Below are 24445 nucleotides of genomic sequence, written 5' to 3'. Positions count from 1 at the left end.
TCAGTCCCCTCCCTGTCCGGCCGCCCGTCGGGCGTGCTTCTTGTGGACGGCCTGCCGGGTGACGCCCAGGCAGACCGCGATCTCGTGCCAGGACCAGCCCCGGCTGCGGGCGTTGCCGACCTGGAGGTCCTCCAGCCGGTCGGCCAGGTCCCGCAGGGCCCGGACGGCGCGCAGGCCGGCCGCCGGGTCACTGCTGCTCGCGTCGGCCGCGAGCCGTGTCGTCTCGCTCATGACGTCAACATAGGTTGACACCGGGGGGTTCGTCAACCCCGGTTGACACGCGGCGCGGCCGGATCAGGCCGGGTACCGCTCCGCCAGGAACTCGGCGAAGGTGATCCGGCCCGCCACGCGACCCGCCGTCCGGTCCGCCGCACCACCCGCCGTCCGGTCCGCCATCCGGTCCGCCGCACCACCCGCCGTCCGGTCCGCCGCACCACCCACCGCACCACCCGCCGCCCGGTCCGCCGGACGCCCCGGCACCAGGTTCCCGCCCGCCCGCAGCGCCCGCACCGTCCCGCCCGGCACCGGCACCCGCAGCACCGGCCGCCGCCGCCCCCGGGCCCGCAGGAACTCCGCCGCCCACGCCTCCACCGGACGCGCCTCGGGCCCGCCGAAGTCGTCCGCCCGCCCGGTCGGACCGGCCTCCGCGAGCTGCGCCAGCCGCTCCGCGACGTCCCGCACGTCCACCGGCTGGAACGCCACCCCGCGCGGCAGCAGCAGCACCGGGGCCTTCGACAGCCCCTCCAGCAGTCGCAGCAGCAGACCGTGGAACTGGGTGGCCCGCAGCACCGTCCAGCCCAGGCCGGACTCCGCGACCAGCCGCTCGCACTCCGCCTTCGCCCGGTAGTGGCCGAGCGGCACCCGGTCCACCCCGACGATCGACACGTACAGCAGGTGCGACACCCCGGCGGCGCGGGCCGCCGCCACCAGGCGGCGGGTGGCCGCGACGTCCCGCCCGCCGTCGGTGGTCGCGCAGTGCACCACCGTCCCGACGCCGGCCAGCGCCGGCTCCAGCCCCCGGCCGGTCACCAGGTCGCCCACCGCCCAGCCGTGCTCCCCCGGCGTGTGCGCCTGCCGGCTGAGCACCCGCACCGGGCAGCCGCGCGACAGCAGCCGGCGCACCACCGCGCGCCCCAGGGTCCCCGTCCCGCCCGTCACGAGTACCGGCCGCATCGCGCTCACCCCTCAGCTCAGCCACTGCCCCCAGCCTGCCCGCGACCACCGCCTCCGGCAGCCCGGTTCGCGCGCCCGGGGGAACGCGGCACCCGCCGGGCCGGTACCGCCCGGAGACGCCGAGTCCCCCCGGAGCCCGGAGGCTTCGGGGGGACGGCGGCCGGAACGGGTCGGGGCGGGGCCCCGGGCGGTCAGCTGCAGCCGCTGGTGGAGCCGCAGCCCTCGCAGAGGTAGCAGCTGCCCGCGCGGCGCATCTTGGTGCCGCAGGAGAAGCAGAGCGGGGCGTCCGCGTTCAGGCCGAGCCGGATCTCGGCGAGCTCGGTCGAGTTGTGCGCGGCCGGGGCGGCCTTGGGCTGCTCGACCAGCGGGAGCGCGACGTGCGGCTTCTCGGGGGCGAGCGGGGCGGACTGGGCCAGCGACTCGATGTCGACGTCGTCCTCGGCCGGCTCGTAGGAGCCGGTCTCCAGGTGCCGGGTGCGCTCCTCGACGGAGTGGATGCCCAGCGCGGAGCGGGTCTCGAAGGGCAGGAAGTCGAGGGCCAGCCGGCGGAAGATGTAGTCCACGATGGACTGCGCCATCCGCACGTCCGGGTCGTCGGTCAGGCCGGCCGGCTCGAAGCGCATGTTGGTGAACTTGGCGACGTACGTCTCCAGCGGGACGCCGTACTGGAGGCCGACCGAGACGGCGATGGAGAAGGCGTCCATCATGCCCGCGAGGGTCGAGCCCTGCTTGGACATCTTGAGGAAGACCTCGCCGAGGCCGTCGTCCGGGTAGGAGTTGGCGGTCATGTAGCCCTCGGCGCCGCCGACCGTGAAGGAGGTGGTGATGCCGGGGCGGCCCTTGGGCAGGCGCTTGCGGGTCGGCCGGTACTCGACGACCTTCTGGACGGCCGGGGCCGGGGCGGGGGCCGCGACCGCGGCCGGGGCCTTGGTCTTGGCCGAGAGCGGCTGGCCGACCTTGCAGTTGTCGCGGTAGATCGCCAGCGCCTTGACGCCGAGCTTCCACGCCTCGAAGTAGATCTCCTCGACGTCCTCGACGGTGGCGTTCTCCGGCATGTTGACCGTCTTGGAGATGGCGCCGGAGATCCACGGCTGGATCGCGGCCATCATCCGGACGTGGCCCATCGGGGAGATCGACCGCTCGCCCATCGCGCAGTCGAACACCTCGTAGTGGGCGGTCTTCAGGCCGGGCGCGTCGATGACGTTGCCGTGCTCGGCGATGTGCGCGACGACCGCCTCGACCTGCTCGTCCTGGTAGCCCAGGCGCTTGAGGGCGCGCGGGACGGTGCCGTTGACGATCTGCATCGAGCCGCCGCCGACCAGCTTCTTGAACTTGACCAGGGCCAGGTCGGGTTCGACGCCGGTGGTGTCGCAGTCCATCATCAGGCCGATGGTGCCGGTCGGGGCGAGCACCGAGGCCTGCGCGTTGCGGAACCCGTTGCGCTCGCCGAGCCGGAGCACGTCGGCCCAGGTCTCGTTGGCGACCGCCCAGACCGGGGTGTCCAGGTCGTCCAGCGGGGCGACGGCGGCCGAGGCGTCCGCGTGCTGCCGCATGACCCGCCGGTGCGGGGCGGCGTTGCGGGCGTAGCCGTCGTACGGGCCGACCACGGCGGCGAGTTCGGCGGAGCGGCGGTAGGCGGTGCCGGTCATCAGCGAGGTGATCGCGCCGGCCAGGGCGCGGCCGCCGGCCGAGTCGTAGGCGTGGCCGGTGGCCATCAGCAGGGCGCCGAGGTTGGCGTAGCCGATGCCGAGCTGGCGGTAGGCGCGGGTGGTCTCGGCGATCTTCTCGGTCGGGAAGTCGGCGAAGCAGATGGAGATGTCCATCGCGGTGATGACCAGCTCGACGACCTTGGCGAAGCTGACCGCGTCGAACGAGTCGTCGTCGCGGAGGAACTTCATCAGGTTCAGCGAGGCCAGGTTGCAGCTGGAGTTGTCCAGGTGCATGTACTCGGAGCAGGGGTTGGAGGCGTTGATCCGGCCGGACTCGGGGCAGGTGTGCCAGTGGTTGATCACCGAGTCGTACTGGATGCCCGGGTCGGCGCAGGCCCACGCGGCCTCGGCCATCTTGCGGAACAGGCCCTTGGCGTCGACGGTCTCGATGACCTCGCCGGTCTTGCGGCCGCGCAGGCCGAAGGTGGTGCCGTTCTCCACCGCGGTCATGAACTCGTCGTTCACCCGGACCGAGTTGTTGGCGTTCTGGTACTGGACGGAGGTGATGTCGTCGCCGCCCAGGTCCATGTCGAACCCGGCGTCGCGCAGCGCGCGGATCTTCTCCTCCTCCTTCACCTTGGTCTCGATGAAGGCCTCGACGTCCGGGTGGTCGACGTCCAGCACGACCATCTTGGCGGCCCGGCGGGTCGCGCCGCCGGACTTGATGGTGCCGGCCGAGGCGTCGGCGCCGCGCATGAAGGAGACCGGGCCGGAGGCGTTGCCGCCGGAGGAGAGCAGTTCCTTGGAGGAGCGGATCCGGGACAGGTTCAGGCCGGCGCCGGAGCCGCCCTTGAAGATCATGCCCTCTTCCTTGTACCAGTCGAGGATCGACTCCATGGAGTCGTCGACGGACAGGATGAAGCAGGCCGAGACCTGCTGCGGCTGCTGGGTGCCGACGTTGAACCAGACCGGCGAGTTGAAGCTGAACACCTGGTGGAGGAGGGCGTGGGTCAGCTCGTGCTCGAAGACCTCGGCGTCGTCAGGGGAGGCGAAGTAGCCGTGCTTCTCGCCGGCGGCGCGGTAGGTCAGCACCACCCGGTCGATGATCTGCTTGAGGCTCCACTCGCGCTGCGGGGTGCCGACCGCGCCGCGGAAGTACTTGCTGGTGACGATGTTGACCGCGTTGACCGACCAGAAGTCGGGGAACTCGACGCCGCGCTGCTCGAAGTTGATCGACCCGTCGCGCCAGTTGGTCATCACCACGTCGCGGCGCTCCCAGGTGACCGCGTCGTACGGGTGGACCCCAGGGGTGGTGTAGATGCGCTCCAGCCGCAGCCCGGCCTTGGGGCCCTTGGCTCCCTTGGCGGCCTTGTCCGACTTCGACCCTCGTGCGGACCCGCTCGTGGTGTCTGTCACTGCTCCTGCTCCTCCTCCTGGGCAAACGCCCGAAGTGCCCGGAAAAGTCCGGGCACGACTGGTTCGTTCCGTCCGCACGCGGGCAGGGCGGAACCCCACCACGGCACACGGGTACTGCGGGGTACTGCGGGTACTGCGCTGCGTGCGCGGAAAAGGGCGCGCGGAGGCGCCGGCGTCCGCCCTAGGGGACGGGCACCGGTTCGGGGGCGGCCGGCCGGCCGGCCCGCAGCTCCGCGATCGCCGCCTCGAAGTCCTCGAGGTTGTCGAACGCGCGGTAGACCGAGGCGAACCGGAGGTACGCCACCACGTCCAGGTCCTTCAGCGGACCGAGTATGGCCAGGCCCACGTCGTGGGTGGAGAGCTCGGCGCTGCCGCTGGCCCGCACGCACTCCTCGACCCGCTGGCCGAGCTGGGCCAGCGCGTCCTCGGTGACCGGGCGGCCCTGGCAGGCCTTGCGGACGCCGGAGATCACCTTCTCGCGGGAGAAGGGCTCGGTGACGCCGCTGCGCTTGATCACCATCAGGGTGGCGGTCTCGACGGTGGTGAACCGCCGGCCGCAGTCGGGGCACTGGCGGCGGCGACGGATGGAACTCCCGTCGTCGCTGGCCCGGCTGTCCACGACTCGGCTGTCCTGATGCCGGCAGAAGGGGCAGTGCACCTGGAACTCCCTCCCTACCCGTCCAACGGCGTACAACAGTCGTCATTCTACCCGCCGGACACAACACCTGTGCCCAACGAGAGACTAGACCACTAGATGTAGTGCGGGACACTTCACCACGCCGAGTGAACGGGCGGTTCCGGAGACAGCCGCCGGGGCCGCGCCATAGACTGTTCGAGTCGAACAAGCAATCGACTTACACCCGGAGGCTTGATCAAGTCAGCCAACCTCGAATAAGTTCACTCGAACGTGTGTTTGGCGCAACCTTTCGATAGAGGGGCCAGTTGAGCTGGGCAGATGGAGCACCAGCCCGACGAGAGGGTCGCCGCGATGTCCACCCCCAGCGCCACCAGCGTCATGCACACCGCCGAAGCCAAGACCGCCATCCCGGTGCAGGAGCGTCCCGCGCGCACCGCTGACCAGGAGAGCATGGACCAGACCATGAGCCGCAGTCAGTCGATCGAGGAACCCCCGCTCGGTGCGTCCGTCCCCGTCGCCCGCTCCCTCCCCGGCCGCCCGCCCGGCATCCGCACCGACGAGGCCGGGCTGACCGAGCGCCAGCGCCGGGTCATCGAGGTGATCCGGGACTCCGTCCAGCGCCGCGGCTACCCGCCGTCCATGCGCGAGATCGGCCAGGCCGTCGGCCTGTCCTCCACCTCCTCCGTCGCGCACCAGCTGATGGCGCTGGAGCGCAAGGGCTTCCTGCGGCGCGACCCGCACCGCCCGCGCGCCTACGAGGTCCGCGGCGTCGAGGTGGCCCGCCCGGCCGCGGCCGAGACCTCCGGCCGGCCGTCCACCTCCTACGTGCCGCTGGTCGGCCGGATCGCGGCCGGCGGCCCGATCCTGGCCGAGCAGACCGTCGAGGACGTCTTCCCGCTGCCCCGCCAACTGGTCGGCGAGGGCGAGCTGTTCGCGCTGACGGTCAAGGGCGACTCGATGATCGAGGCCGCGATCTGCGACGGCGACTGGGTGACGGTCCGCAAGCAGCCGGTCGCCGAGAACGGGGACATCGTGGCCGCGATGATCGACGGCGAGGCGACGGTCAAGCGGCTCAAGCGCGAGGACGGGAAGATCTGGCTGATGCCGCACAACGCGGCGTACGAGCCGATCCCGGGCGACAACGCGACCATCCTCGGCAAGGTGGTGGCGGTGCTGCGCCGCCTCTGAGCACGCGGCACGACGAGCGCGCGGCACGACGAGCGAACGACGCGACGAGCGCGCGGCACCACCGGCGAACGACCGGCACGTGCGAGGGCCGGCCCGAACTGTTCGGGCCGGCCCTCGCACGTGCCGGTGCGCGTGGTGGTCGGCCGCCGGCCGACCGGCGGCTAGCGCGGCCTGACCGGCGGGGCCGAGGCGTCGATCGCGGCGAGCGAGCGGCGGACCTGGTTGCGGTCGGTGGTGTACCAGAAGTCCGGCATGGAGGAGCGGAAGAAGCCGCCGTAGCGGGCGGTGGCCAGCCGCGGGTCGAGGACGGCGACGATGCCCTTGTCGTCGGCGGCCCGGACCAGCCGGCCGGCGCCCTGGGCCATCAGCAGCGCGGCGTGGGTCGCGGCGACGGCCATGAAGCCGTTGCCGCCGCGCGCCTCGACGTCCTTCTGCCGGGCGCTCATCAGCGGGTCGTCGGGCCGCGGGAAGGGGATGCGGTCCATCACGACGAGCTGGCAGGCGGAGCCGGGCACGTCGACGCCCTGCCAGAGCGAGAGGGTGCCGAACAGGCAGGTCTCGGCGTCGGAGGCGAAGGCCCGGATCAGCTCGCCCAGGGTGTCCTCGCCCTGGAGCAGGATCGGCACGTCCAGCCGCTCGCGGAGCTTCTCGGCGGCGGTCTGGGCGGCCCGCATCGAGGAGAACAGGCCCAGGGTGCGGCCGCCGGCCGCGCCGATCAGCTCGGCGAGCTCGTCCAGCATCTCCGGCCGGTCGGGCTCCCGGCCGGGCGGCGGGAGGTGCTTGGCGACGTAGAGGATGCCCTGCTTGGGGTAGGTGAACGGGGAGCCCACGTCCAGGCCGCGCCAGTACGGCGGGGCGTCCTCCCCGGTCTCGGCGGCGGGGCCGTCGGGGGTGCGGTGGTCGGGGAGCCTGGTCTCGCCGGGCAGGCCGAGCGAGGCGGCGACGCCGTTGAAGTCGCCGCCGAGCTTGAGGGTGGCGGAGGTGAGGACGACCGAGCGGTCCCGGTACAGGTTCTCCCGCAGCAGGCCGGAGACGGAGAGCGGGGCGACCCGCAGCGAGGCGGTGCCCAGGCCGTAGCGGTCGGAGCGCTCGATCCAGATCACGTCGTACTCGGAGCCGGTGAGCAGCCGGTCCGCGGTCTCGTGCAGCGTCTCGGCGGAGGCCATCGCCTGCTTGCGGACGGCGTCCTCGTCGGTGAGGCCCTTGTCGCGGGTCTCGCCGAGCGAGGTGATGACCTGGCGGCAGGCGTCCCGGATGCCGGCCACCGCGTAGCCGAGGTACTCGGGGAGTTCGTCGACCTGGCCGGGCTGGGCGGTCTCCATCAGGCCGTGGAAGTTCTCGGCGGCGGCCTGGAGCGCGTCCACCGCCTTCTCGTTGGCGAGCTTCGCGGCGCGCTTGACGGCCCGGTTGACCGCGCCGACGGTGAGTTCGGCGGTGGCCGCGCCGGTGACCCGGTTCACCAGCTCGTGGGCCTCGTCGATGATCAGCAGGCCGTGCTCGGGCAGCACGGGGGCGCCCTCGATCGCGTCGATCGCGAGCATGGCGTGGTTGGTGACCACCACGTCGGCCAGTTTGGCGCGCTCGCGGGCCAGCTCGGCGAAGCACTCCTCGCCGTAGGCGCAGCGGGAGGCGCCCAGGCACTCCTTGGAGGTCACGGCGAGCTGGGCCCAGGCCCGGTCGGAGACGCCGGGGGTGAGGTCGTCGCGGTCGCCGGTCTCGGTCTCCTCGGCCCACTCGCGCAGCCGGAGCACGTCCTGGCCGAGCTTGCCGGTGGGGCCGCCGAGCGCGTCGACCGGGTCGAACAGGCCCTCGCCCTCGTCGCTCGGGGTGCCCTCGTTGGCGCGGTGCAGGCACAGGTAGTTGGAGCGGCCCTTGAGCATGGCGAACAGCGGGCGGCGGCGCAGCACCGGGTGCAGGGCCTCGACGGTGCGCGGCAGGTCGCGTTCGACGAGCTGGCGCTGGAGGGCCAGCGTCGCGGTGGCGACCACCACCCGGTCGCCGTGGGCGAGGGCGGGCACCAGGTAGGCGAGGGACTTGCCGGTGCCGGTGCCGGCCTGGACGAGCAGGTGCTCGCCCTCGTCGACGGCGGCGGAGACGGCTTCGGCCATCCGCACCTGCCCGGGCCGTTCCACGCCGCCGACGGCGGCGACGGCGGCGTGCAGCAGCTCGGGCAGGCGGGAGGCGGGGACCGGCGCGGCGGGTTCGGCCGTCTCCGGGCCGCCGGGCAGGGGTTCGGTGGTGTCGTTCGTCATGACGCCCCCCAGCCTACGGGGCGGGACTGACAATCCTGACCCGCTGGACGGGGAGCTGCGCGGTGCTGTGCAGCGGGTTGTCGACCTGGCCGTGGACGGCGGCGTGCGGGCGGTCGGGGCGGTCCCGGTAGCCGTCGAGCAGCAGGCGGTTGCGGTTCAGGCAGAGCCGGTCGATCCGGGGCTTGAACAGGTCGAACAGCCGGTGGCGGTCCGCGAGTTCGGGGAAGCGCCGCTGGCAGCCGAGGATCTCCGCGCGCAGCAGCTCCCAGAACTCCGGCTCCGGCAGGCCGAGTTGCTCCTCCAGCAGCGGGGCGAGGTAGCGGTAGACGCCGATGAAGAGGCCGGAGTGCAGGAACTGGCAGAGGTAGTCCGGGTCCTCCCGGTTGAGTACCCCGGCGATGTCGGCGGGCAGGTCGGCGAGTTCGGGCAGCGGCCGGTCGCTGAGGTTGACGTCGTCGACGAAGTCCTTGACCGCGAGCCGGACCGGGACGTCGTCCTGGTCGAAGACCACGATGGCGTTCTCGCCGTGCGGGGAGAAGACCAGTCCGTAGCGGTACAGGAAGTGCAGCAGCGGCGGCAGCATCGCGGCGAACAGCCGGCTCACCCACTCCCGGGGCGCCAGGCCGGAGCGGGCGACGAGTTCGGCGGCCAGCGCCCGCCCGTCCGAGCCGGTCTGCAGCAGCGCGGCCAGCGTGCGGGCCCGCTCGCCCGGCTCCAGGTGGCGGCCGAGCGGTTCGCGCCAGATCGCGCCGAGCAGTTCCTTGTACTGGTAGGGCGCGTCGGGCAGGTCCCGGTAGAGCGGGTGCTCGACGGTGACCGAGGCGATCTCGCCGAGCAGCACCACCCGGCACTCGTCGCGCAGGTACGGGTCCCGGTCGCGCAGGCGGTGGATCCAGGCGGTGACGGCGGGCGCGGCGAGGGCGCGTTCGGTGGGCAGGCCGCGCCAGACCAGGGTGTTGAGGATGGCGAGCGGCAGTTTGACGGTGCAGCGGTCGGGGCGGCTGAGGTTGAAGAAGGAGCGGATGGACTGCTGGGGCAGCCGCAGGTCGCCGTCGCTGGGCAGCGGGACGATCCGGCCGTCGGCGATCCACGGCGCGAACAGGCCGACCACGGTCTCGTCCCACTGCCAGGGGTGCACCGGGAGCAGCCAGAACTCGTCGGCGCGCTCGCCCAGTTGGGTGCGGAAGGCGGGGTCGAGCTCGGTGCGGTAGATGGCCGGGTCGCCGCGGAACTCGGCCAGGCTCTTGTGCACGGCGAGCCAGGGCAGGGTGCGGGGCAGCCGGGCCTCCGGGGTCCAGCCGGCCGCGTCGGTGGCGGAGAAGCCGATCCGGCCCTTGTTGGCGACGATCCACGGGTGGCCGGTCTGCCGGCCCTCCAGGGCGACGTGGTCGAGGTCGGCGAGTTCGGCGGCGCTCAGCGCGGTGGCCCGCAGATGGGCGTCGGCGATCAGGGTGGCGGTGAGTTCGCGGACCAGGTGGCCGGTGGTGTCGCCGCTCATCCCGAGGACGTGCCGGGCCTGCTGGAGGAAGCGCAGCGGGTCGTCGCCGCCCTCGACCGACGCCGGGTCGACCCGCCAGCTCCCGTACGCGCCCCGGCGGGCGGCGAACCGGTAGTCGGCGTCCGGGAGCCGCACCAGGTGGCGGCCGTCGCCGTCGGGGCGGGGATGGAGCAGTTCCTCGTAGGCGAATTCGCCGAGCAGTTTGGCGAGCATGTCCCGTCCGGCGGCCCGCCAGTGCCCAGTGGTGAGCTGGGGTGGCAGGTGGAGTACGGAGTCAGCGGCTGGCTGCTGCACGCTCGGTCCCTTCCTGGGGTCGTGGGAGTGCCGCCGACGGCGGCGGGGCGGGTGCGGGTTCGGCGGCGGGTGCGGGTGCGGAGGCGGAGGCGGGTGCCGGGAGGAACGTGGTCCAGGCGGTGCGGTGGGGCAGCGGGTGGAGCGTCTTGCCCGCGACGGCGTTGAGGATCACGGCGGCGCGGTGGGCGCCGAGCCCGAGGTCCGGGGTGCCGACTCCGTGAGTGTGCAGCTCCGCGTTCTGGACGTACAGACCGCCGGTGAGTTCCGGCCGGGTGGCGACCCGGTGGTCGAGGTCGACCCGGTAGCGGCCCTGTTCGTCCCAGTCGATCAGCTCGGCGATCGGGTCGAGGGCGGCGGGGCGCACCGCCCGGTAGCCGGTGGCCAGCACCACGGCGTCGGTGCGGACCAGGTGGCGGCGGCCGGAGTCGCCGTGCCGGCAGTGCAGTTCGAGCCCGCCGCAGGGGCCCTGGGCGGCTTCGGTGACGGCGGTGCCGGGCAGGATCTCGACCGGTTCGGCGTCGATCGGGCGGCCGACGGTGCGCTCGTACAGGTGGTCGTGGATCTCGGCGAGCGTCTCGGCGCTGGCGGCCTTGTGCAGCTGCCACTGGGCGGGGACGAGGGCGTCCCGGACGTCGGCGGGCAGGCCGTGGAAGTAGCGGGTGTAGTCGGGGGTGAACTGCTCCAGGCCGAGCTTGGAGTACTCCATCGGGGCCAGTGCCCGGGTGCGGGTGAGCCAGCGCAGCCGGGTGCCGTCGCCGGCCCGGTGCCGGAGCAGGTCGAGGAAGACCTCGGCGCCGGACTGGCCCGATCCGACCACCGTGACGTCCCGCGCCGCGTCGAGCGAGCGGCGGCGTTCCAGGTAGTCGGCGGAGTGCAGGACGGCGGGGTGCCGGCGCAGCGGGGCGAAGGCCTCGGGGCGGGCGGGTTCGGTGCCGGTGCCGAGGACCAGGTGGCGGGCCCGGTGCACGGTGCCCGCGGCGTGCACCAGGTAGAGCCGGTCGGCGGCGTCCCAGTGCACGGCGGTGACGGGTTGCCCGAAGCGGCAGTTGGGGAGCCGTTCGGCGGCCCAGCGGCAGTAGTGGTCGTACTCGCGGCGGGGCAGCTGGAAGCGCTCGCTGAAGTAGAACGGGAACAGCCGCTGCCGGTCGCGCAGGTAGTTGAGGAACGACCAGGGGTTGGTGGGGTCGACCAGGGTGACCAGGTCGGCCAGGAACGGGACCTGCATCCGGGCGCCGTCGACGAGCATGCCGGGGTGCCAGCGGAACTCGGGCCGGGCGTCGAGGAACAGCGCGCTGACGGTCTCGGCCCGGTCGGCGAGCGCGGCCAGCGAGAGGTTGAACGGGCCGATGCCGACGCCGATCAGGTCGTACGGCTCGGGCTGCTGGCCCGCCGTGTCGTCAGGGGGAGTCATGTCGTCCTAGGTATCGGCGGTGGTGTCGGCGCGCCGGCGGACCATCAGGGCGGCGCGCTTGTCGGGCAGGTCGAGGTCGGCGACGCGGTCGAACCCGGCGCGCGCGAACGCCCGGACGGAGGGCGTGTTGCGGACGTCGGGTTCGGCGAGCACCCGGGTGCAGCGCGGTTCGCGCTCCAGCAGCCGGGTGGCGATCGCGTCGAGGAGCGGGGCGGCCAGGCCCCGGCCGCGGGTGGCGGGGGCCAGCAGCAGGTGCACGCCCAGGTCGTGCGGGCGGGCGGGGTAGTGCGCGGCCAGCGGGTCGAGGTCGGCCCGGTACAGCTCGAAGTAGCCGGTGGGCACGGTGTCGAGCAGGGCCAGGGCGGGGCGGCTGCGGCCGTCGCCGTCGAGCTGGGCGGCGAGGTGCTCCGCGGTGGTCCGCGGCGGGCCGGCCAGGGCCCACCAGCGGTCGGTGTCCGGGTCGTTCATCCAGCCGGCGAGCAGGTCCAGGTCGGTGGCCGGCCGCACGGTGCGCAGGACGAGTTCGCCGACCGCGGTGGGTATCGTGCCGGTCTCGGGCATCACGCCCGGGCCACCGGGTTGTCGATCTCGACGTACACCGACTGGGTCTCGACCGGGCCGACCAGTTCGTCCAGGCCGTGCAGCCGGGTGAGCAGGTTGGCCTTGCAGCGCAGGGTGGGGGCGTCCAGCAGGTGGGCGGGGAGCGCGGAGCCGGTGGCGGTGGCGGCGGGGCCGGACAGGAAGCGGCGCAGTGCGGCCAGCAGCAGCTGCTCGTCGGCGAGGCCCTGGGAGCCGAAGGCGCCGATCAGGCCGAGCACGTGGTTGATGCCGAGGTAGTAGGCGAAGCGCTCATCGGCGACCGCGTCGGGCACGAAGGTGTCGCTGTGCGCGCCGAGTCCGGGCAGCCGGGCGCGCAGCCGGTCGGCGTGCGAGGCGCGGAAGTAGTAGCCCTGGTTGTCGCGGTAGCGGCCGCCGGCGGGCCAGCCCTGGGCGTCCAGCAGGACCAGGCTGTTCTGCTGGTGGGCCTCCAGGGCGATGCCGGCCCGCCCGTCCAGCCAGAGGATCGGCAGCACGACGGTGTCCAGGTAGCGCAGGAACCACTCGGTGGCGACGGTCGGCACCGGGCGGCCGGTGCGGACGGCCAGCTCGGCGAGCACGCCGGCCAGGTGCGAGTCGAGCCGGTCCAGGGGCTGCTCGGCGACCAGCCCGGCCACGCACAGCGCCCGGTCGGCGGGCCCGAACGGCATCCGGCGCAGCACGGTGTCCAGGCCGTTGGGGTCGCCGAGCGCGGGGTGGTCGACGCCGATCCAGGCCGGGTCTCGGACGATGTCGAAGCCGGGGTGAGCGGCCCGCCACTGGGCGGCCAGGCCGGACTCCAGCAGGCGGTGCACCTCGGTGCCCCGGTGCAGCTCCTTGCGGAGGTTCTCCCGGCGGGAGTTGGTGATCCGCAGGCCCAGCGACAGCTTGAGCATCCACGGGGTGCCGGGGCGGCAGACGGTGCGCACCGAGCTGGTGGGGTGCCAGGGCTCGCCGTGCTGCCCGAGGTCGGTCAGCAGGCCCTGCTCCAGCAGGTCGGCGACGGCCGGGCGCAGCGCCAGCTCGCGGGCCTGCCAGGGGTGCAGCGGCAGGGCGGCCGTCCCCGCGGGCAGCGGGCGGCCGTACAGGTCGGCGGTGAGCTGCTCGGCGGGGGTGCCGGTGGCGCTGTCACCGGCCAGCAGCGAGCGGTGCACGGCCCACCAGTGCAGCCGGAACGAGCCGTGCAGCTCCGGGGAGTAGGCGGCGGACTGGGCGGGGCCGAGGCCGTCGCGGCTCTTCGGGGTGGGGTGCAGCGGGTGGCCGAGCAGCAGCGACTGCTCGGCGCGCAGGAACGCGTCGGCGGGCGCGGCGGGGGCGGCCCGGCGGTGGGTGAGGATCTCGGCCGTGCGGGCCGAGGAGTCGGCCACCCGGGCGGTCAGGTCGGCGAGTTGGCCGGGTTCGGGGCGGCCGGTGGCGCCGGCCACCAGGGCGGCGACGGTGACCGCGTCGACCGGATGCTCGGCGGCGCCGGTGGAGACGGTGGCGGGGCCGAACCGGTGCCAGCCGCAGGCCGACCAGTGCCGCACCGGCGCGGACAGCTGGGCGGCGCCGCCGAGCACCGGGATCCGCAGCAGGTCGCCGTCGGGGCGCTCGGCCGCGGTCTCCCGGGCCCAGCAGCGCAACAGGCTCTCGGTGGCGGCGTGTTCGGCGGCCACGGCCGGGTCGGGGTCGAGCAGCGGGTCCGGGGTGGGGTGCCCGGCCGCGGGCCGGGCGGCCGGGGGGACGCCGGTGAGGGTGCTGGCCAAATCCGCTCCTTGTAGCCGCGTGACTGCCTACGGGTAAGGGTTGCCTGTCCACCACCACCGGGCACAAGGACGGATCACTCGTTCCGGTGAGTTTCGGGCGATCACTCACCCGCAGGTGTGAGCGGACGGCACCCTGACGGACCGTCACCATCACGGTTCGATGACCGGACGTCAACGGAGGGGCACCGCCCGCCCGCCGCCCCGGGCCCGGGTGGAAGACTGTCCCGGGAGTCGGTCCGTTCTGGGGGGTTGATGGTGAGGGCACGGGGGGTGGTGGCCCTGCTGTCCGCGGTCGCCGTGGTGGCGGGCGGGACGAGCGCCTGCACGTCGACCGGCGGTCGCGGGGGCGGCGGGGAGCCGCGCAGCTTCGCCGAGTTGAAGCGCTGGGGGTACGCCGAGTGGGACGGCTGGGCGCAGCGCCACGGCTTCCGCAACCCGGCGGTGCCGGGTCTGTGGAGCGCCGACCGGATGGACCAGGCCCCGCCCCGGCAACCCGCCCCGGCCCCGGACGGGCCGTCCGCCCCGCCGCCCGCCGCACTGTCGCCGTCGCCGTCGCCGGCTGTGGACGCCCCGGCCGGCGCGTCCGGCACCGGCTCCGCCACCGCGTCCGCCGCCACCGGCGCGCCGTCCGCGCCGCCGTCCGCGCCGCCGCCGGTGGCCGCCCAGCCGGTGCCGCGCCCGTACACCAGCTACCCGGCGTCCGGGAAGGTCTTCACGACCGCGCCGAACGGCGGCACCGGCCAGTGCTCGGCCACCGTGGTCGCCGACCCGAACCACCCGGGGAGGAGCAACCTGGTCTGGACGGCCGCGCACTGCGTGCACGAGGGCAAGGGCGGCGACTGGTACCGGAACCTGGTGTTCGTCCCGGCGTACAACAGCTCCGGCGCGGCCGGCGACCACCGCCTGGCGGCGCTGGCCGAGGTCGCCCCGCTCGGGCAGTGGTGGGCCGACAAGGTGATCACCTCGCCGCTGTGGACCACCGAGGGCACCAAGGGCGGGGGCGCCGCCAACCAGTACGACTTCGCGGTGATCAAGGTGCGCGGCCCGGAGGGCGAGACCCGCTCGCTGGAGGAGGTCATCGGCACCGCCGTGCCGGTCTGGTTCGACGCCCCGCGCGAGCAGCTCGCGATCCAGGCCTGGGGGTACCCGGCGCTGGCCCCGTTCGACGGGCAGGAGTTGGAGCGCTGCGACTCCGGCCGCCCGGGTTCGCGCGGCTTCGACCCGGCCCGGCCCCCGATGCTGGTGATCGGCTGCACCATGACGGCCGGCGCGTCGGGCGGCGGCTGGTTCGCGGACGGCCCGGACGGCCGCCAGCGGCTGGTCAGCAACACCTCGATCGGCACCCAGGCGCACACCGCGCTCAACGGCCCCTACCTGGAGGACGTGGCCCGCCAGGCGCTCGACTACATCTCCCGGAAGTGACGACCGCCCGTCGCCTCCGCCCGATCCGACCCGACCCGACCCCGGGGGAACACCCAATGACCGACCAGCACCGCACAGCGCGCCGAGTCCGGAACGCGGCCGCGGCCGCCCTGGTGGCGGTACTCGCCGTCACCACCGCCGGCTGCAGCCAGAAGGCGCTCCCCTCGCCGCCGCCCGCCAAGTCCTCCTCCGCGTCGAAGGAGTCCGTCGACATCGGCGCCCTGCAGAACTTCCTGTCCCGGGTGCCGAACTGGAGCTCCGACGACTGGAAGGAGTGGGCCTCCAAGAACGGCTTCAAGCCGGAGGATATCGAGGCGATCAGGAGCTTCTGGGACACCAAGAAGCCCGCCGACCCGAAGAAGACCACCGTGATCACGCCGGACGAGAAGGCCCCCAGCATCCGGGACGTGGTCTTCCCGCCGACCGTACCGGCCAAGGCCCAGCCGCACCCGTACGCCGCGGACACCGCCGTGATCGGCAAGATCTTCTTCGAGACGGACGAGGGCCAGGCGGTCTGCTCGGGCACCGTGGTCTCCGACCCGAACAACCCGGGGAAGAGCAACCTGGTGTGGACGGCCGCGCACTGCGCCCACGGGGGCAAGGGCAAGGGCTACTTCACCAAGGTGATGTTCGCGCCCGGCTACAACCGCACCGGCGTCACCAGCAACGGCAAGGGCCGGGACGCCACCTGGGAGCAGGTCGCCCCGCTGGGCCGCTGGCTGGCCACCGGCATGCTGGTGATGCCGCAGTGGACCCAGGAGGGCAGCATGGTGGGCACCGCGGCCAACCAGTTCGACTTCGCGGTGATCCGGGTGGCCTCGCTGGACGGCTCGGACGTCTCGCTGGAGGAGACCGTCGGCGGGTCGGTGCCGATCCTGTTCAACGCGAAGCCGGAGGACCTCACCGCGCCCAGGGCGTACGGATACCCGGCCGGGAAGCCGTACGACGGCGAGGAGTTGGAGCACTGCGACTCCGCCGCCAAGCCGTCCCCGTTCGTCTTCGACCGCTCGCGCCCGCCGATGCTGGCCATCGGCTGCAGCATGACCGGCGGCTCCTCCGGCGGCGGCTGGCTGACCAGGCAGGGCGGCCGGACGATGCTGTTCTCCAACGTCTCGATCGGCGACAACGCCAACCACTGGCAGGCCGGGCCGACCCTCGGCCCGGACGCCAAGAAGATGTTCGACGCCTTCCTGGTGAAGTAGCCGCGACGACGGACGGGCGGGTGGCGCACCCCGGGGTGCGCCACCCGCCCGTTCCTCCGCCGCCGGGGCGGCCGGTGCCGGTGCCGGGTCGGTCAGGCTCAGGCCGTGACGACCGCGTACCGCTCCAGCTCGGCGGCCAGCGCCGTCGCCACCTTGGCGTGCAGCAGGGTGCCGTCCGCGGTGTGCTCGGTGGAGATCAGCTCGCCCTCCGCGTGCACCCGGGAGACCAGGTCGCCGCGGGTGTAGGGGACCAGGGCCCTGACCTCCACCGCGGGGCGGGGCAGTTCCTGGTCGATCAGGGCGAGCAGTTCCTCGATGCCCTGGCCGCTGCGGGCCGACACCACCAGGGCGTGCGGCTCGCGGCGCAGCAGGCGCTGGAGGACCAGCGGGTCCGCCGCGTCGGCCTTGTTGATCACCACGATCTCCGGCACATTCTGCGCGTCGACCGAGACGATCACCTCGCGGACGGCGGCGAGCTGGGTCTCCGGCTCGGGGTGCGAGCCGTCCACCACGTGCAGGATGAGGTCGGCGTCGGCGACCTCCTCCATGGTGGAGCGGAACGCCTCGACCAGGTGGTGCGGCAGGTGCCGGACGAAGCCGACGGTGTCGGCCAGGGTGTAGAGCCGGCCGCTCGGGGTCTCGGCCCGGCGGACCGTCGGGTCCAGGGTGGCGAACAGGGCGTTCTCCACCAGGACGCCGGCCCCGGTGAGCCGGTTGAGCAGCGAGGACTTGCCCGCGTTGGTGTACCCGGCGATGGCCACCGAGGGGACGTGGTTGCGCCGCCGCTCCTGCCGCTTGGTGTCGCGGCCCTTCTTCATCTCGACGATCTCCTTGCGGAGCTTCGCCATCTTCTCGCGGATCCGCCGCCGGTCGGTCTCGATCTTGGTCTCACCGGGACCGCGGGTGGCCATGCCGCCGCCCGAGGAGCCGGAGCCACCGCCACCCATCTGCCGGGACAGCGACTGGCCCCAGCCGCGCAGCCGCGGCAGCATGTACTGCATCTGGGCGAGCGAGACCTGCGCCTTGCCCTCCCGGGACTTGGCGTGCTGGGCGAAGATATCCAGGATCAGGGCGGTGCGGTCGACCACCTTGACCTTGACCACGTCCTCCAGGTGGATCAGCTGGCCGGGCGTCAGCTCACCGTCGCAGACCACGGTGTCGGCGCCGGTGGAGGCGACGATGTCGCGCAGCTCCTTGGCCTTGCCGGAGCCGATGTAGGTGGCCGCGTCGGGCTTGTCGCGGCGCTGGATCACGCCGTCCAGGACTTCGGAGCCGGCCGTCTCGGCGAGGGCGGCGAGCTCGGCCATCGAGTTCTCCGCCTCCTCCAGCGTGCCGTCCGTCCACACGCCGACGAGCACCACGCGCTCCAGGCGGAGCTGGCGGTACTCGACTTCGGTGACGTCCTGCAGTTCGGTGGAGAGGCCGGCCACGCGCCGGAGCGCGGCGCGCTCGGAGCGGTCGTACTGCTCTCCGTCGTAGTTGCCGAGGCCCTCGTCGATCGCCGCGAGGTCCTCGTCCATCAGGGCTTCCGCCTTGAGGTCGGCGAGCCGGCTGGCGGACTCGCTCGATCGGGTGCGGCTGTCGAACGTGGAGGTCATTTCATCCTTGGGTTGATCGGATCGTGCTCTCGGACAACACGGCGGAGCCGCCGTGAATTCCCCACGATGGTTGCACGTCCGCCGCGCCCGAGTCATCCCTTTTACCAGCCGCCCCGTCCGGGTCGGCACCCGCCCCCGCCGTTCCGTCCGCCGCCGTCCCGTCCGCCGCCGTCTCGGGGCCGCCGGGCCGGTAGACGTCGTACACGCCGGAGACCCGGAGCACCGCGCGCATCACGGCGGGCAGCGCGGCGGCGTCGGGCAGCTCCAGGGTGTAGCTGTGCCGGACCCGCAGCTGGCGGGGCGGCTCGACCTCGGCGGAGAAGATGGAGGCGCCCTCGCCGGAGATCGCCGCGGTCAGGTCGGCGAGCAGCCGGGGGCGGTTGAGCGCCTCGGCGTGCAGGGTGGCCCGGTAGCCCCACTGCGGGGCGCCGCCGGGCAGCCAGCGGACCTCGACCGGGCGGCGGCCGCCGTGCAGCATCCGGCTGCCGGTCGGGCAGCCCGCCCGGTGCACCGCGACGGCCCCGCCGCGCAGCACGATCCCGGTCACCTCGTCGGGCGGGACGGGCGTGCAGCAGCGGGCCAGCCGGACGGCGGCGCCGGGCAGGTCGGGCACCTCGGCCGGGGCGACGGCGGCGGGCGCCTCGGCCGGGGCGACGGCGGCGGGCGGCGGGACCGGGGCCCCGGCGGCGGGGACGGCCGGGGCCCCGCTCTGCTCGGGCACCTCGGCGGCGGGGGCGGCCGGACGGGCGGCCAGCCGGCGTTCGACGGCGAGCCGGGCACCGGGGGTGCGGACGTACTCCAGCCACTGCGGGTCCGGCCCGCTGTCCTCGCCGTCGGGGGCGAGTAGCAGGCCGAGCATGTCGCCGTCGCGCAGTTCGGTGGAGAGCGCGGCGAGCCGGCCGTTGACCCGCGCGCCGATACATCGGTGGCCGGTCTCCTCGCCGAGCAGGTAGGCGGCGTCCAGGCAGCTGGACCCGGCGGGCAGGTGCAGGGTGGCGCCGTCCTCGGTGACGGCGGTGATCTCGCGGTCGTCGCGCAGGTCGTCGGTGAGCGCGGACCAGAAGGCGTCCGGGTCGGGGGTGTCCTGCTGCCAGTCGAGCAGCCGGGCCAGCCAGCCGGGGCGGGCCGGGTCGGTGCGGTCCTCGGGGTCGTCGGCGGCGCCCTGCTGCGCGGTGCGCGGGTCGCCGAGGGCGACCACGCCGGTCTCGGCGACCTCGTGCATCCGCCGGGTGCGGACCAGCACCTCGACCACCTCGCCGCCGGGCAGCGCGACGGCGGTGTGCAGCGACTGGTACAGGTTGAACTTGGGGGCGGCGACGAAGTCCTTGAACTCGCCGGGCAGCGGCGTCCAGCAGGTGTGCAGCTCGCCGAGCACGGCGTAGCAGTCGGCGTTCTCCTCGACCACCACCAGCAGCCGCCCGAAGTCGGCGGGCCGCAGTCCGGCGCCGTCCGGCCCGGCGTCGCGCTTGATCATCACCCGGTGCAGCGAGACCAGGTGCCGGGGGCGGACGGTGACCGCGGCGGGGATGCCGGCCTCGCCGAGCTGGCGGCCGAGCTCGTCGGCGAACGGGGCGAGCACGCCGTCCGCCCAGCCCTCGGCCACCGCGCCGGTGCGCTCGTACTCCTCGGGGTGCAGGGTGGCGAAGACGATGTCCTCCAGCTCCGCCTTGACCACCTGGATGCCGAGCCGTTCGGCCAGCGGGATCAGCACGTCCCGGGTGACCTTGGCGATCCGCACCCGGCTGGCTGGCTTCATGTGCCGGATGGTGCGCATGTTGTGCAGCCGGTCGGCGAGCTTGATCACCATCACCCGGACGTCGTCGCCGGTGGCGACCAGCATCTTGCGGAAGGTCTCCGGCTCGGCGGCGGCCCCGAAGTCGACCTTCTCCAGCTTGGTGACGCCGTCGACCAGGTACGCCACCTCGGGTCCGAAGTCCTCGGCGACCTGGTCGAGCGTCACCTCGGTGTCCTCGACGGTGTCGTGCAGCAGCGAGGCGACCAGCGCGGTGGTGTCCGCGCCGAGCTGGGCGAGGATCATCGTCACCGCGAGCGGGTGGGTGATGTAGGGCTCGCCGCTCTTGCGGGTCTGCCCGCGGTGGCTCTCCTCGGCGACCCGGTACGCCCTGGTCAACAGCGGTACGTCGGCCTGCGGGTGGTGCACCCGGTGGGCCTGGACGATCGGCTCGATGGCGTCGGGGACGGGCGTCCGCCCGGTGGCGAGCAGCGCCGCCCGGCCGGCCCGGCCGAGTGCCGCGCGGCTGAACCGGCCCGCCTGCTGCTTGGACGGCGAACCCGCCAACTCGGAGCGGATGGTCATCTGCACCTCCGGCAGCAACACCGGAGCGACGGCCGACCCGGTGGTCCATGCTACCGAGCAGAGCACGTTCCGCGAGCCCCCGCTTCCCCTCTGTCACTCGGATCACTCGAACGGGCGGATTAGCCGGAGGTCCGGGTGGGAAGCGGGAGCTGACGCTCCGTCGCGCTGACCTGCGGTCAGGCCAGGACGCCCTCGGCGACGATCACCGCGGGGCCGGTCATCTCGATCCGGCCGTCCGGGAACTCCTCGATCACCAGCCGCCCGCCGGGCACGTCCACGGTGTAGCGCACCGCCTCGCCGGTGACCGCCGGGTCGGCGCCGTCCCGCCGGATCGCCGCCACCGCGACGGCGCAGGCGCCGGTGCCGCAGGAGCGGGTCTCGCCGGAGCCGCGCTCGTGCACCCGCATCGCCACGTGCCGCTCGCCGCGGTCCACCACGAACTCCACGTTCACGCCCTGCGGGTACGCGCCCGCGGGGGCGGTGGCCGGGGCGTCCAGCAGGGCGCCCGCGTGCGCCAGGTCCTCGACGAAGGCGACGGCGTGCGGGTTGCCCATGTTGACGTTCAGCGCGGGCCAGCTGCGCCCGTCCACGGTGACGGTGATGCCGTCCGGGCCGGGCAGCACGGCGCGGCCCATGTCCACGGTGACCTCGCCCGGGGTGCCGTCCGCGCCGTCCTCGGCGATCCGCACCCGCTTGACCCCGCCGCGGGTGGCCACCGCCAGCTCGCCCGGCTTGGCGTGCCCGGCGTGCACCAGGTAGCGGGCGAACACCCGCACCCCGTTGCCGCACATCTCGGCGATCGAGCCGTCCGCGTTGCGGTAATCCATGAACCACTCGGCCTGCTCGGCCGCCCCCGCCGCCGCGGGCTCGGCCGCCGAGCGGACCACCCGCAGCACGCCGTCCGCACCGATCCCGGCCCGCCGGTCGCACAGCCCGGCGACGGTGGCCGCCGACAGGTCGATCCGGCCGTCCGGGTCGGGGAGGATCACGAAGTCGTTCTGGGTGCCGTGCCCCTTGAGGAAGGCCGTTCCGCTGATACCGCTGCGCTCGCTCACACCGCCGATGGTAACGAAACCGGGCCGCTCCGACCCCGGGCGGACGGCCCGTGGGACGGGGGCGGTCCCGGCGGGCGGACGGGGCCCGGGCCCGGTCCGGCCGGTCTTGCCGGGCGGGGCCTAGCCGCGCAGGTGGACGACCCGCCAGACGGCGAGGGCCACGGCCACGGCCGCCAGCAGGGTGTACAGCACGATGGCCTTCCACCCGGCCCGCTCGGCGCTGCCGCGGCGCGGCACGCCCGGCCACTTGTACCCGGCCCGGCGGGCGGCCATCGCGCCCCAGCCGACCGAGGCGGCGGTGATCAGCAGGCCGAGCATGCCGATCATCGCGGTCGCGCCCTCGCTGCCGAAGGCCAGCGGGAAGGCGAACATCAGCGAGCCGAACATCACGGTCGCGGCGATCGGCAGGGTCTGCCACCAGCGCAGCCGGCGGCGCGGCCGGATGTCCCGCTCGTGGACCACGCCCGGCGCGGCGGCCAGGTCGTCGATCGCGGGCAGTGCCACCGCGTACGAGGTGGTGGGGACGGCGAGCTCGGGGAGGGTCTCGGACCTGTCGGAGACGTCGCCGAGCAGCTCATCGGTTTCGGGGCCGGTACCCGTTGACACGCGGCCTCCCCTGACGGCTCGACACGAGCTCCGGAGCTCGCGGGCGGTGAGGCCGGCCCGCGTGCCGGGCCTCGGTGGTACCGATGATGGCACGTACCAACACGCCCGCAGGGGGTCGCACGGCTTGATCGGGTGATCCGATGCCAGGACGTGATCCCGCCGTGACCGCCGGTACCTCCTGCACCTGCGTCTGCCGGTGCAGACGCCGCGAGCCTGGCCGAATACCTCCGCCGGGCAGCCGGAAACCGCCGGTCAGCCCACCCGGTGGGACGCTTCCGGACGGTGGATCAGTTCCAGTGCCCGGCCCAGCAGCTCGACCGGATCGGCGCCCTCCGGCCGCTCCAACCAGTGGATCCGCGGGTCCCGGCGGAACCAGGACTCCTGGCGCCGGGCGAACCGCCGGGTGGCCCGCACGGTCTCCGCCCGCGCCTCGTCCTCGGTGCACTCCCCCGCGAAGAACGCCAGCACCTGCTGGTAGCCGAGCGCCCGGCTCGCGGTCAGCCCCTCGCGCAGCCCGGCCTCCTCCAACTCCCGCACCTCGTCCAGCAGCCCGGCCTCCCACATCCGGTCCACCCGCAGCTCGATCCGCCGGTCCAGCTCCGGGCGCGGCACCCGGACGCCGATCTGCACCGCCGGGTACACCGCCCGCTGGGTCGGCAGGCTGGCCGTGAACGGCCGGCCGGTGATCTCGATGACCTCCAGCGCCCGGACGATCCGCCGCCCGTTGCCGGTCAGGATCGCCTCCGCCGCCGCCGGGTCCAGCCCGGCGAGGCGCCGGTGCAGGGCGCCGGGGCCGACCCGCTCCAGCTCCTCCTCCAGCCGGGCCCGGACCGCCGGGTCCGTCCCGGGGAACTCCATCTCGTCGATCGCCGCCCGCACGTACAGGCCCGAGCCGCCGACCAGCACCGGCACCTGCCCGGCCGCCAGCTGCCGGTCCATCTCCGCCCGCGCCAGGCCCTGGTACTCGGCCACCGAGGCGGCCTCGGTCACCTCCCACACGTCCAGCAGGTGGTGCGGGACGCCGCCGCGCTCCGCCGCGGTCAGCTTGGCGGTGCCGATGTCCATGCCCCGGTACAGCTGCATCGAGTCGGTGTTGACCACCTCCCCGCCGAGCTCGCGGGCGATCGCCACCGCCAGGTCGGACTTGCCGGCCGCCGTCGGGCCGACCACCGAGACCACCCGGGGCGGGGTGTCGGGACGCGTGGAAGGGGAAGAAGAGGAACCGCTCACCCCACCAGTCTCGCAAAAGCCGAGCACCTCCCGTGTCACTGCGTCGTTGACCGGGGAGGATCAGCTATGTCTGGTGCGGGAATGACCCGAAATGCGAGGAGCGCACGCCATGGGCCTGATGGACAACCTCAAGGGCAAGGCCGAGGAACTGAAGGACAAGGCCAGCGAGCTGGCCGGCAAGCACGGGGACAAGATCGACAACATGGTGGACAAGGCCGGTGAGACGATCGACAAGGCCACCAAGCACAAGTACTCCGACAAGATCGTGAAGGGCACCTCCGCGACCAAGCACGCCCGGGACGACTTCGCGGCCAAGCCCACGGACGACCTGCCGCCGACCGCGGGCGGCCCGACCCCGCCGACCGGCCCGACTCCGCCGGCCGCGGGCGGCCCGACCCCGCCGGTCCCGCCGGTCCCGCCCGCCAACGGCTGAACCGGGGCGTCAGCGCCAGGAGGCCACCAGGTAGCCGACGCCGTACGGGGCGTCCTCGTAGCGCAGTTCACCGCCGAGCGCGGCGCCCTCCGCGGCGCCCGCCAGCACCTGCCACGGGGCACGCCCCTCGGCCATCAGCTCCGCCGACAGCTCCGCGTCCAGCCCGGCCAGCGCCGCCGCGTCCGCCCCGGCCAGCGCGAGCGCCACCGCCCGGTCGTACCCCTCGGCCCGCCCGTCCAGGTAGCCGGGGGCCTTCACCGAGCGCCGGGCGCTGCCGTCCCCCAGCACCAACAGGCCCATCCGGTCCGCGAGTTCGGCCAGCCCCCGGCCCAGGCCCAGCAGCCGCTCCGGCGCCGTGTCCGGCCGCACCGCGACGGCGTGCGTCGGCACCCGCACGCCCGCCTCCTCCAGCAGCCACGCCCCCACCGTCAGCGCGGGCGACAGCTCCGGACCGTCCACCCCGCCCAGCGGCAGCCGCACCGCCTTCGCCACCCCGTACCGGCGCAGCGACCCCGCGCCGCCCTCCGTCCACACCCCGGCCCGCTCACCGGTCCCGACCACCACCACCAGATCGACCCCGGCCAGCTCCCCCACCGCCGCCAGGCACGCCTCCCGCAGCCCCGCCACCTCACCGGCGGCCCCCGCCGCCACCTCCGGCACGAGCAACGGCGGGCAGGGGCACACGGCGGCGGCAGCAAGCATGTCGATCACTCTACGCGCCACCGACCGGACGGAACCGGGGA

Annotated in this window: 19 protein-coding genes; 4 read left to right on the top strand and 15 right to left on the bottom strand. The window is 74.0% G+C overall.

Translation table 11 applies throughout. The features are described from left to right. The 4 genes from K353_RS24785 to nrdR form a co-directional block, all read right to left on the bottom strand. A complete protein-coding gene (locus K353_RS24785) occupies nt 1-231 on the bottom strand; it encodes an RNA polymerase subunit sigma-70 (RefSeq protein WP_100840393.1) in 231 nt (76 codons plus the stop codon). Nucleotides 232-294: 63 nt separating this feature from the next. After that, entirely contained in the window at nt 295-1173 is an 879-nt protein-coding gene (locus K353_RS36955; RefSeq protein WP_111555758.1) for an SDR family oxidoreductase, read from the bottom strand. A 191-nt stretch (nt 1174-1364) separates the two neighbouring features. Beyond that, nucleotides 1365-4238 (bottom strand): vitamin B12-dependent ribonucleotide reductase, encoded by a 2874-nt coding sequence (locus K353_RS24775; protein WP_111555757.1) that lies wholly within the window; start codon nt 4236-4238, stop codon nt 1365-1367. Nucleotides 4239-4419: 181 nt separating this feature from the next. Continuing rightward, nucleotides 4420-4896: a transcriptional regulator NrdR gene (gene nrdR / locus K353_RS24770; RefSeq protein ID WP_100840396.1), complete on the bottom strand. Its 477-nt coding sequence runs from the start codon at nt 4894-4896 to the stop codon at nt 4420-4422. A gap of 441 nt (nt 4897-5337) precedes the next feature. Here nrdR and lexA point away from each other — a divergent pair, with 441 nt between their 5' ends. Then, complete coding sequence (lexA, locus tag K353_RS24765; RefSeq protein ID WP_233533819.1) at nt 5338-6063, top strand: transcriptional repressor LexA; 726 nt, start codon at nt 5338-5340, stop codon at nt 6061-6063. 161 nt (nt 6064-6224) lie between these two features. On the opposite strand, the gene K353_RS24760 is transcribed toward lexA, so the two are convergent. From K353_RS24760 to K353_RS24740, 5 genes are read right to left on the bottom strand one after another with little or no spacing between them, the layout of a single operon-like run. Continuing rightward, nucleotides 6225-8315: an ATP-dependent DNA helicase gene (locus K353_RS24760; RefSeq protein WP_233533812.1), complete on the bottom strand. Its 2091-nt coding sequence runs from the start codon at nt 8313-8315 to the stop codon at nt 6225-6227. Between the two features lie 13 nt (nt 8316-8328). Continuing rightward, a complete protein-coding gene (locus K353_RS24755) occupies nt 8329-10107 on the bottom strand; it encodes an IucA/IucC family siderophore biosynthesis protein (protein WP_199528233.1) in 1779 nt (592 codons plus the stop codon). Further along, nucleotides 10088-11518, bottom strand: a complete 1431-nt coding sequence (locus tag K353_RS24750) for a lysine N(6)-hydroxylase/L-ornithine N(5)-oxygenase family protein (RefSeq protein ID WP_111555754.1) — start codon at nt 11516-11518, stop codon at nt 10088-10090. The genes K353_RS24755 and K353_RS24750 overlap by 20 nt, the downstream gene beginning before the upstream one ends. A 6-nt stretch (nt 11519-11524) precedes the next feature. Beyond that, nucleotides 11525-12079, bottom strand: coding sequence for a GNAT family N-acetyltransferase (locus K353_RS24745; protein ID WP_370447649.1), 555 nt, complete (start codon nt 12077-12079; stop codon nt 11525-11527). Then, complete coding sequence (locus K353_RS24740) at nt 12079-13839, bottom strand: IucA/IucC family siderophore biosynthesis protein (protein WP_111555752.1); 1761 nt, start codon at nt 13837-13839, stop codon at nt 12079-12081. The genes K353_RS24745 and K353_RS24740 overlap by 1 nt, the downstream gene beginning before the upstream one ends. A gap of 252 nt (nt 13840-14091) precedes the next feature. Here K353_RS24740 and K353_RS24735 point away from each other — a divergent pair, with 252 nt between their 5' ends. Continuing rightward, entirely contained in the window at nt 14092-15261 is a 1170-nt protein-coding gene (locus K353_RS24735) for a serine protease (protein WP_146616561.1), read from the top strand. 56 nt (nt 15262-15317) lie between these two features. Continuing rightward, entirely contained in the window at nt 15318-16463 is a 1146-nt protein-coding gene (locus K353_RS24730) for a serine protease (RefSeq protein ID WP_111555750.1), read from the top strand. A gap of 98 nt (nt 16464-16561) precedes the next feature. Here K353_RS24730 and hflX read toward each other — a convergent pair whose 3' ends face one another. The 5 genes from hflX to miaA all read right to left on the bottom strand — a co-directional run bounded on the left by hflX (nt 16562) and on the right by miaA (nt 23269). Then, nucleotides 16562-18061: a GTPase HflX gene (hflX, locus tag K353_RS24720; protein WP_100840403.1), complete on the bottom strand. Its 1500-nt coding sequence runs from the start codon at nt 18059-18061 to the stop codon at nt 16562-16564. Between the two features lies 1 nt (nt 18062). Further along, nucleotides 18063-20378: a bifunctional (p)ppGpp synthetase/guanosine-3',5'-bis(diphosphate) 3'-pyrophosphohydrolase gene (locus K353_RS24715; protein ID WP_111555806.1), complete on the bottom strand. Its 2316-nt coding sequence runs from the start codon at nt 20376-20378 to the stop codon at nt 18063-18065. A gap of 176 nt (nt 20379-20554) precedes the next feature. After that, nucleotides 20555-21433, bottom strand: a complete 879-nt coding sequence (dapF, locus tag K353_RS24710) for a diaminopimelate epimerase (protein WP_199528232.1) — start codon at nt 21431-21433, stop codon at nt 20555-20557. A gap of 120 nt (nt 21434-21553) precedes the next feature. Then, nucleotides 21554-22039: a hypothetical protein gene (locus K353_RS24705; RefSeq protein WP_111555749.1), complete on the bottom strand. Its 486-nt coding sequence runs from the start codon at nt 22037-22039 to the stop codon at nt 21554-21556. A 252-nt stretch (nt 22040-22291) separates the two neighbouring features. Continuing rightward, entirely contained in the window at nt 22292-23269 is a 978-nt protein-coding gene (gene miaA / locus K353_RS24700; protein WP_111555748.1) for a tRNA (adenosine(37)-N6)-dimethylallyltransferase MiaA, read from the bottom strand. Between the two features lie 91 nt (nt 23270-23360). On the opposite strand from miaA, the gene K353_RS24695 reads away from it, so the two are divergent. Further along, the gene (locus tag K353_RS24695) at nt 23361-23702 is read left to right on the top strand and encodes an antitoxin (protein WP_233533811.1); all 342 of its coding nucleotides are present in this window, start codon (nt 23361-23363) and stop codon (nt 23700-23702) included. Nucleotides 23703-23711: 9 nt separating this feature from the next. On the opposite strand, the gene K353_RS24690 is transcribed toward K353_RS24695, so the two are convergent. Further along, nucleotides 23712-24404, bottom strand: a complete 693-nt coding sequence (locus K353_RS24690; protein WP_158585483.1) for a hypothetical protein — start codon at nt 24402-24404, stop codon at nt 23712-23714. Between the last annotated feature and the right edge of the window lie 41 nt (nt 24405-24445).

The sequence above is a fragment of the Kitasatospora sp. SolWspMP-SS2h genome (assembly GCF_003259315.1).
GTDB lineage: Bacteria > Actinomycetota > Actinomycetes > Streptomycetales > Streptomycetaceae > Kitasatospora > Kitasatospora fiedleri.
The sequence above is the reverse complement of the archived record's forward strand: the minus strand, read 5'-3'. Positions and strand labels throughout refer to the sequence as shown.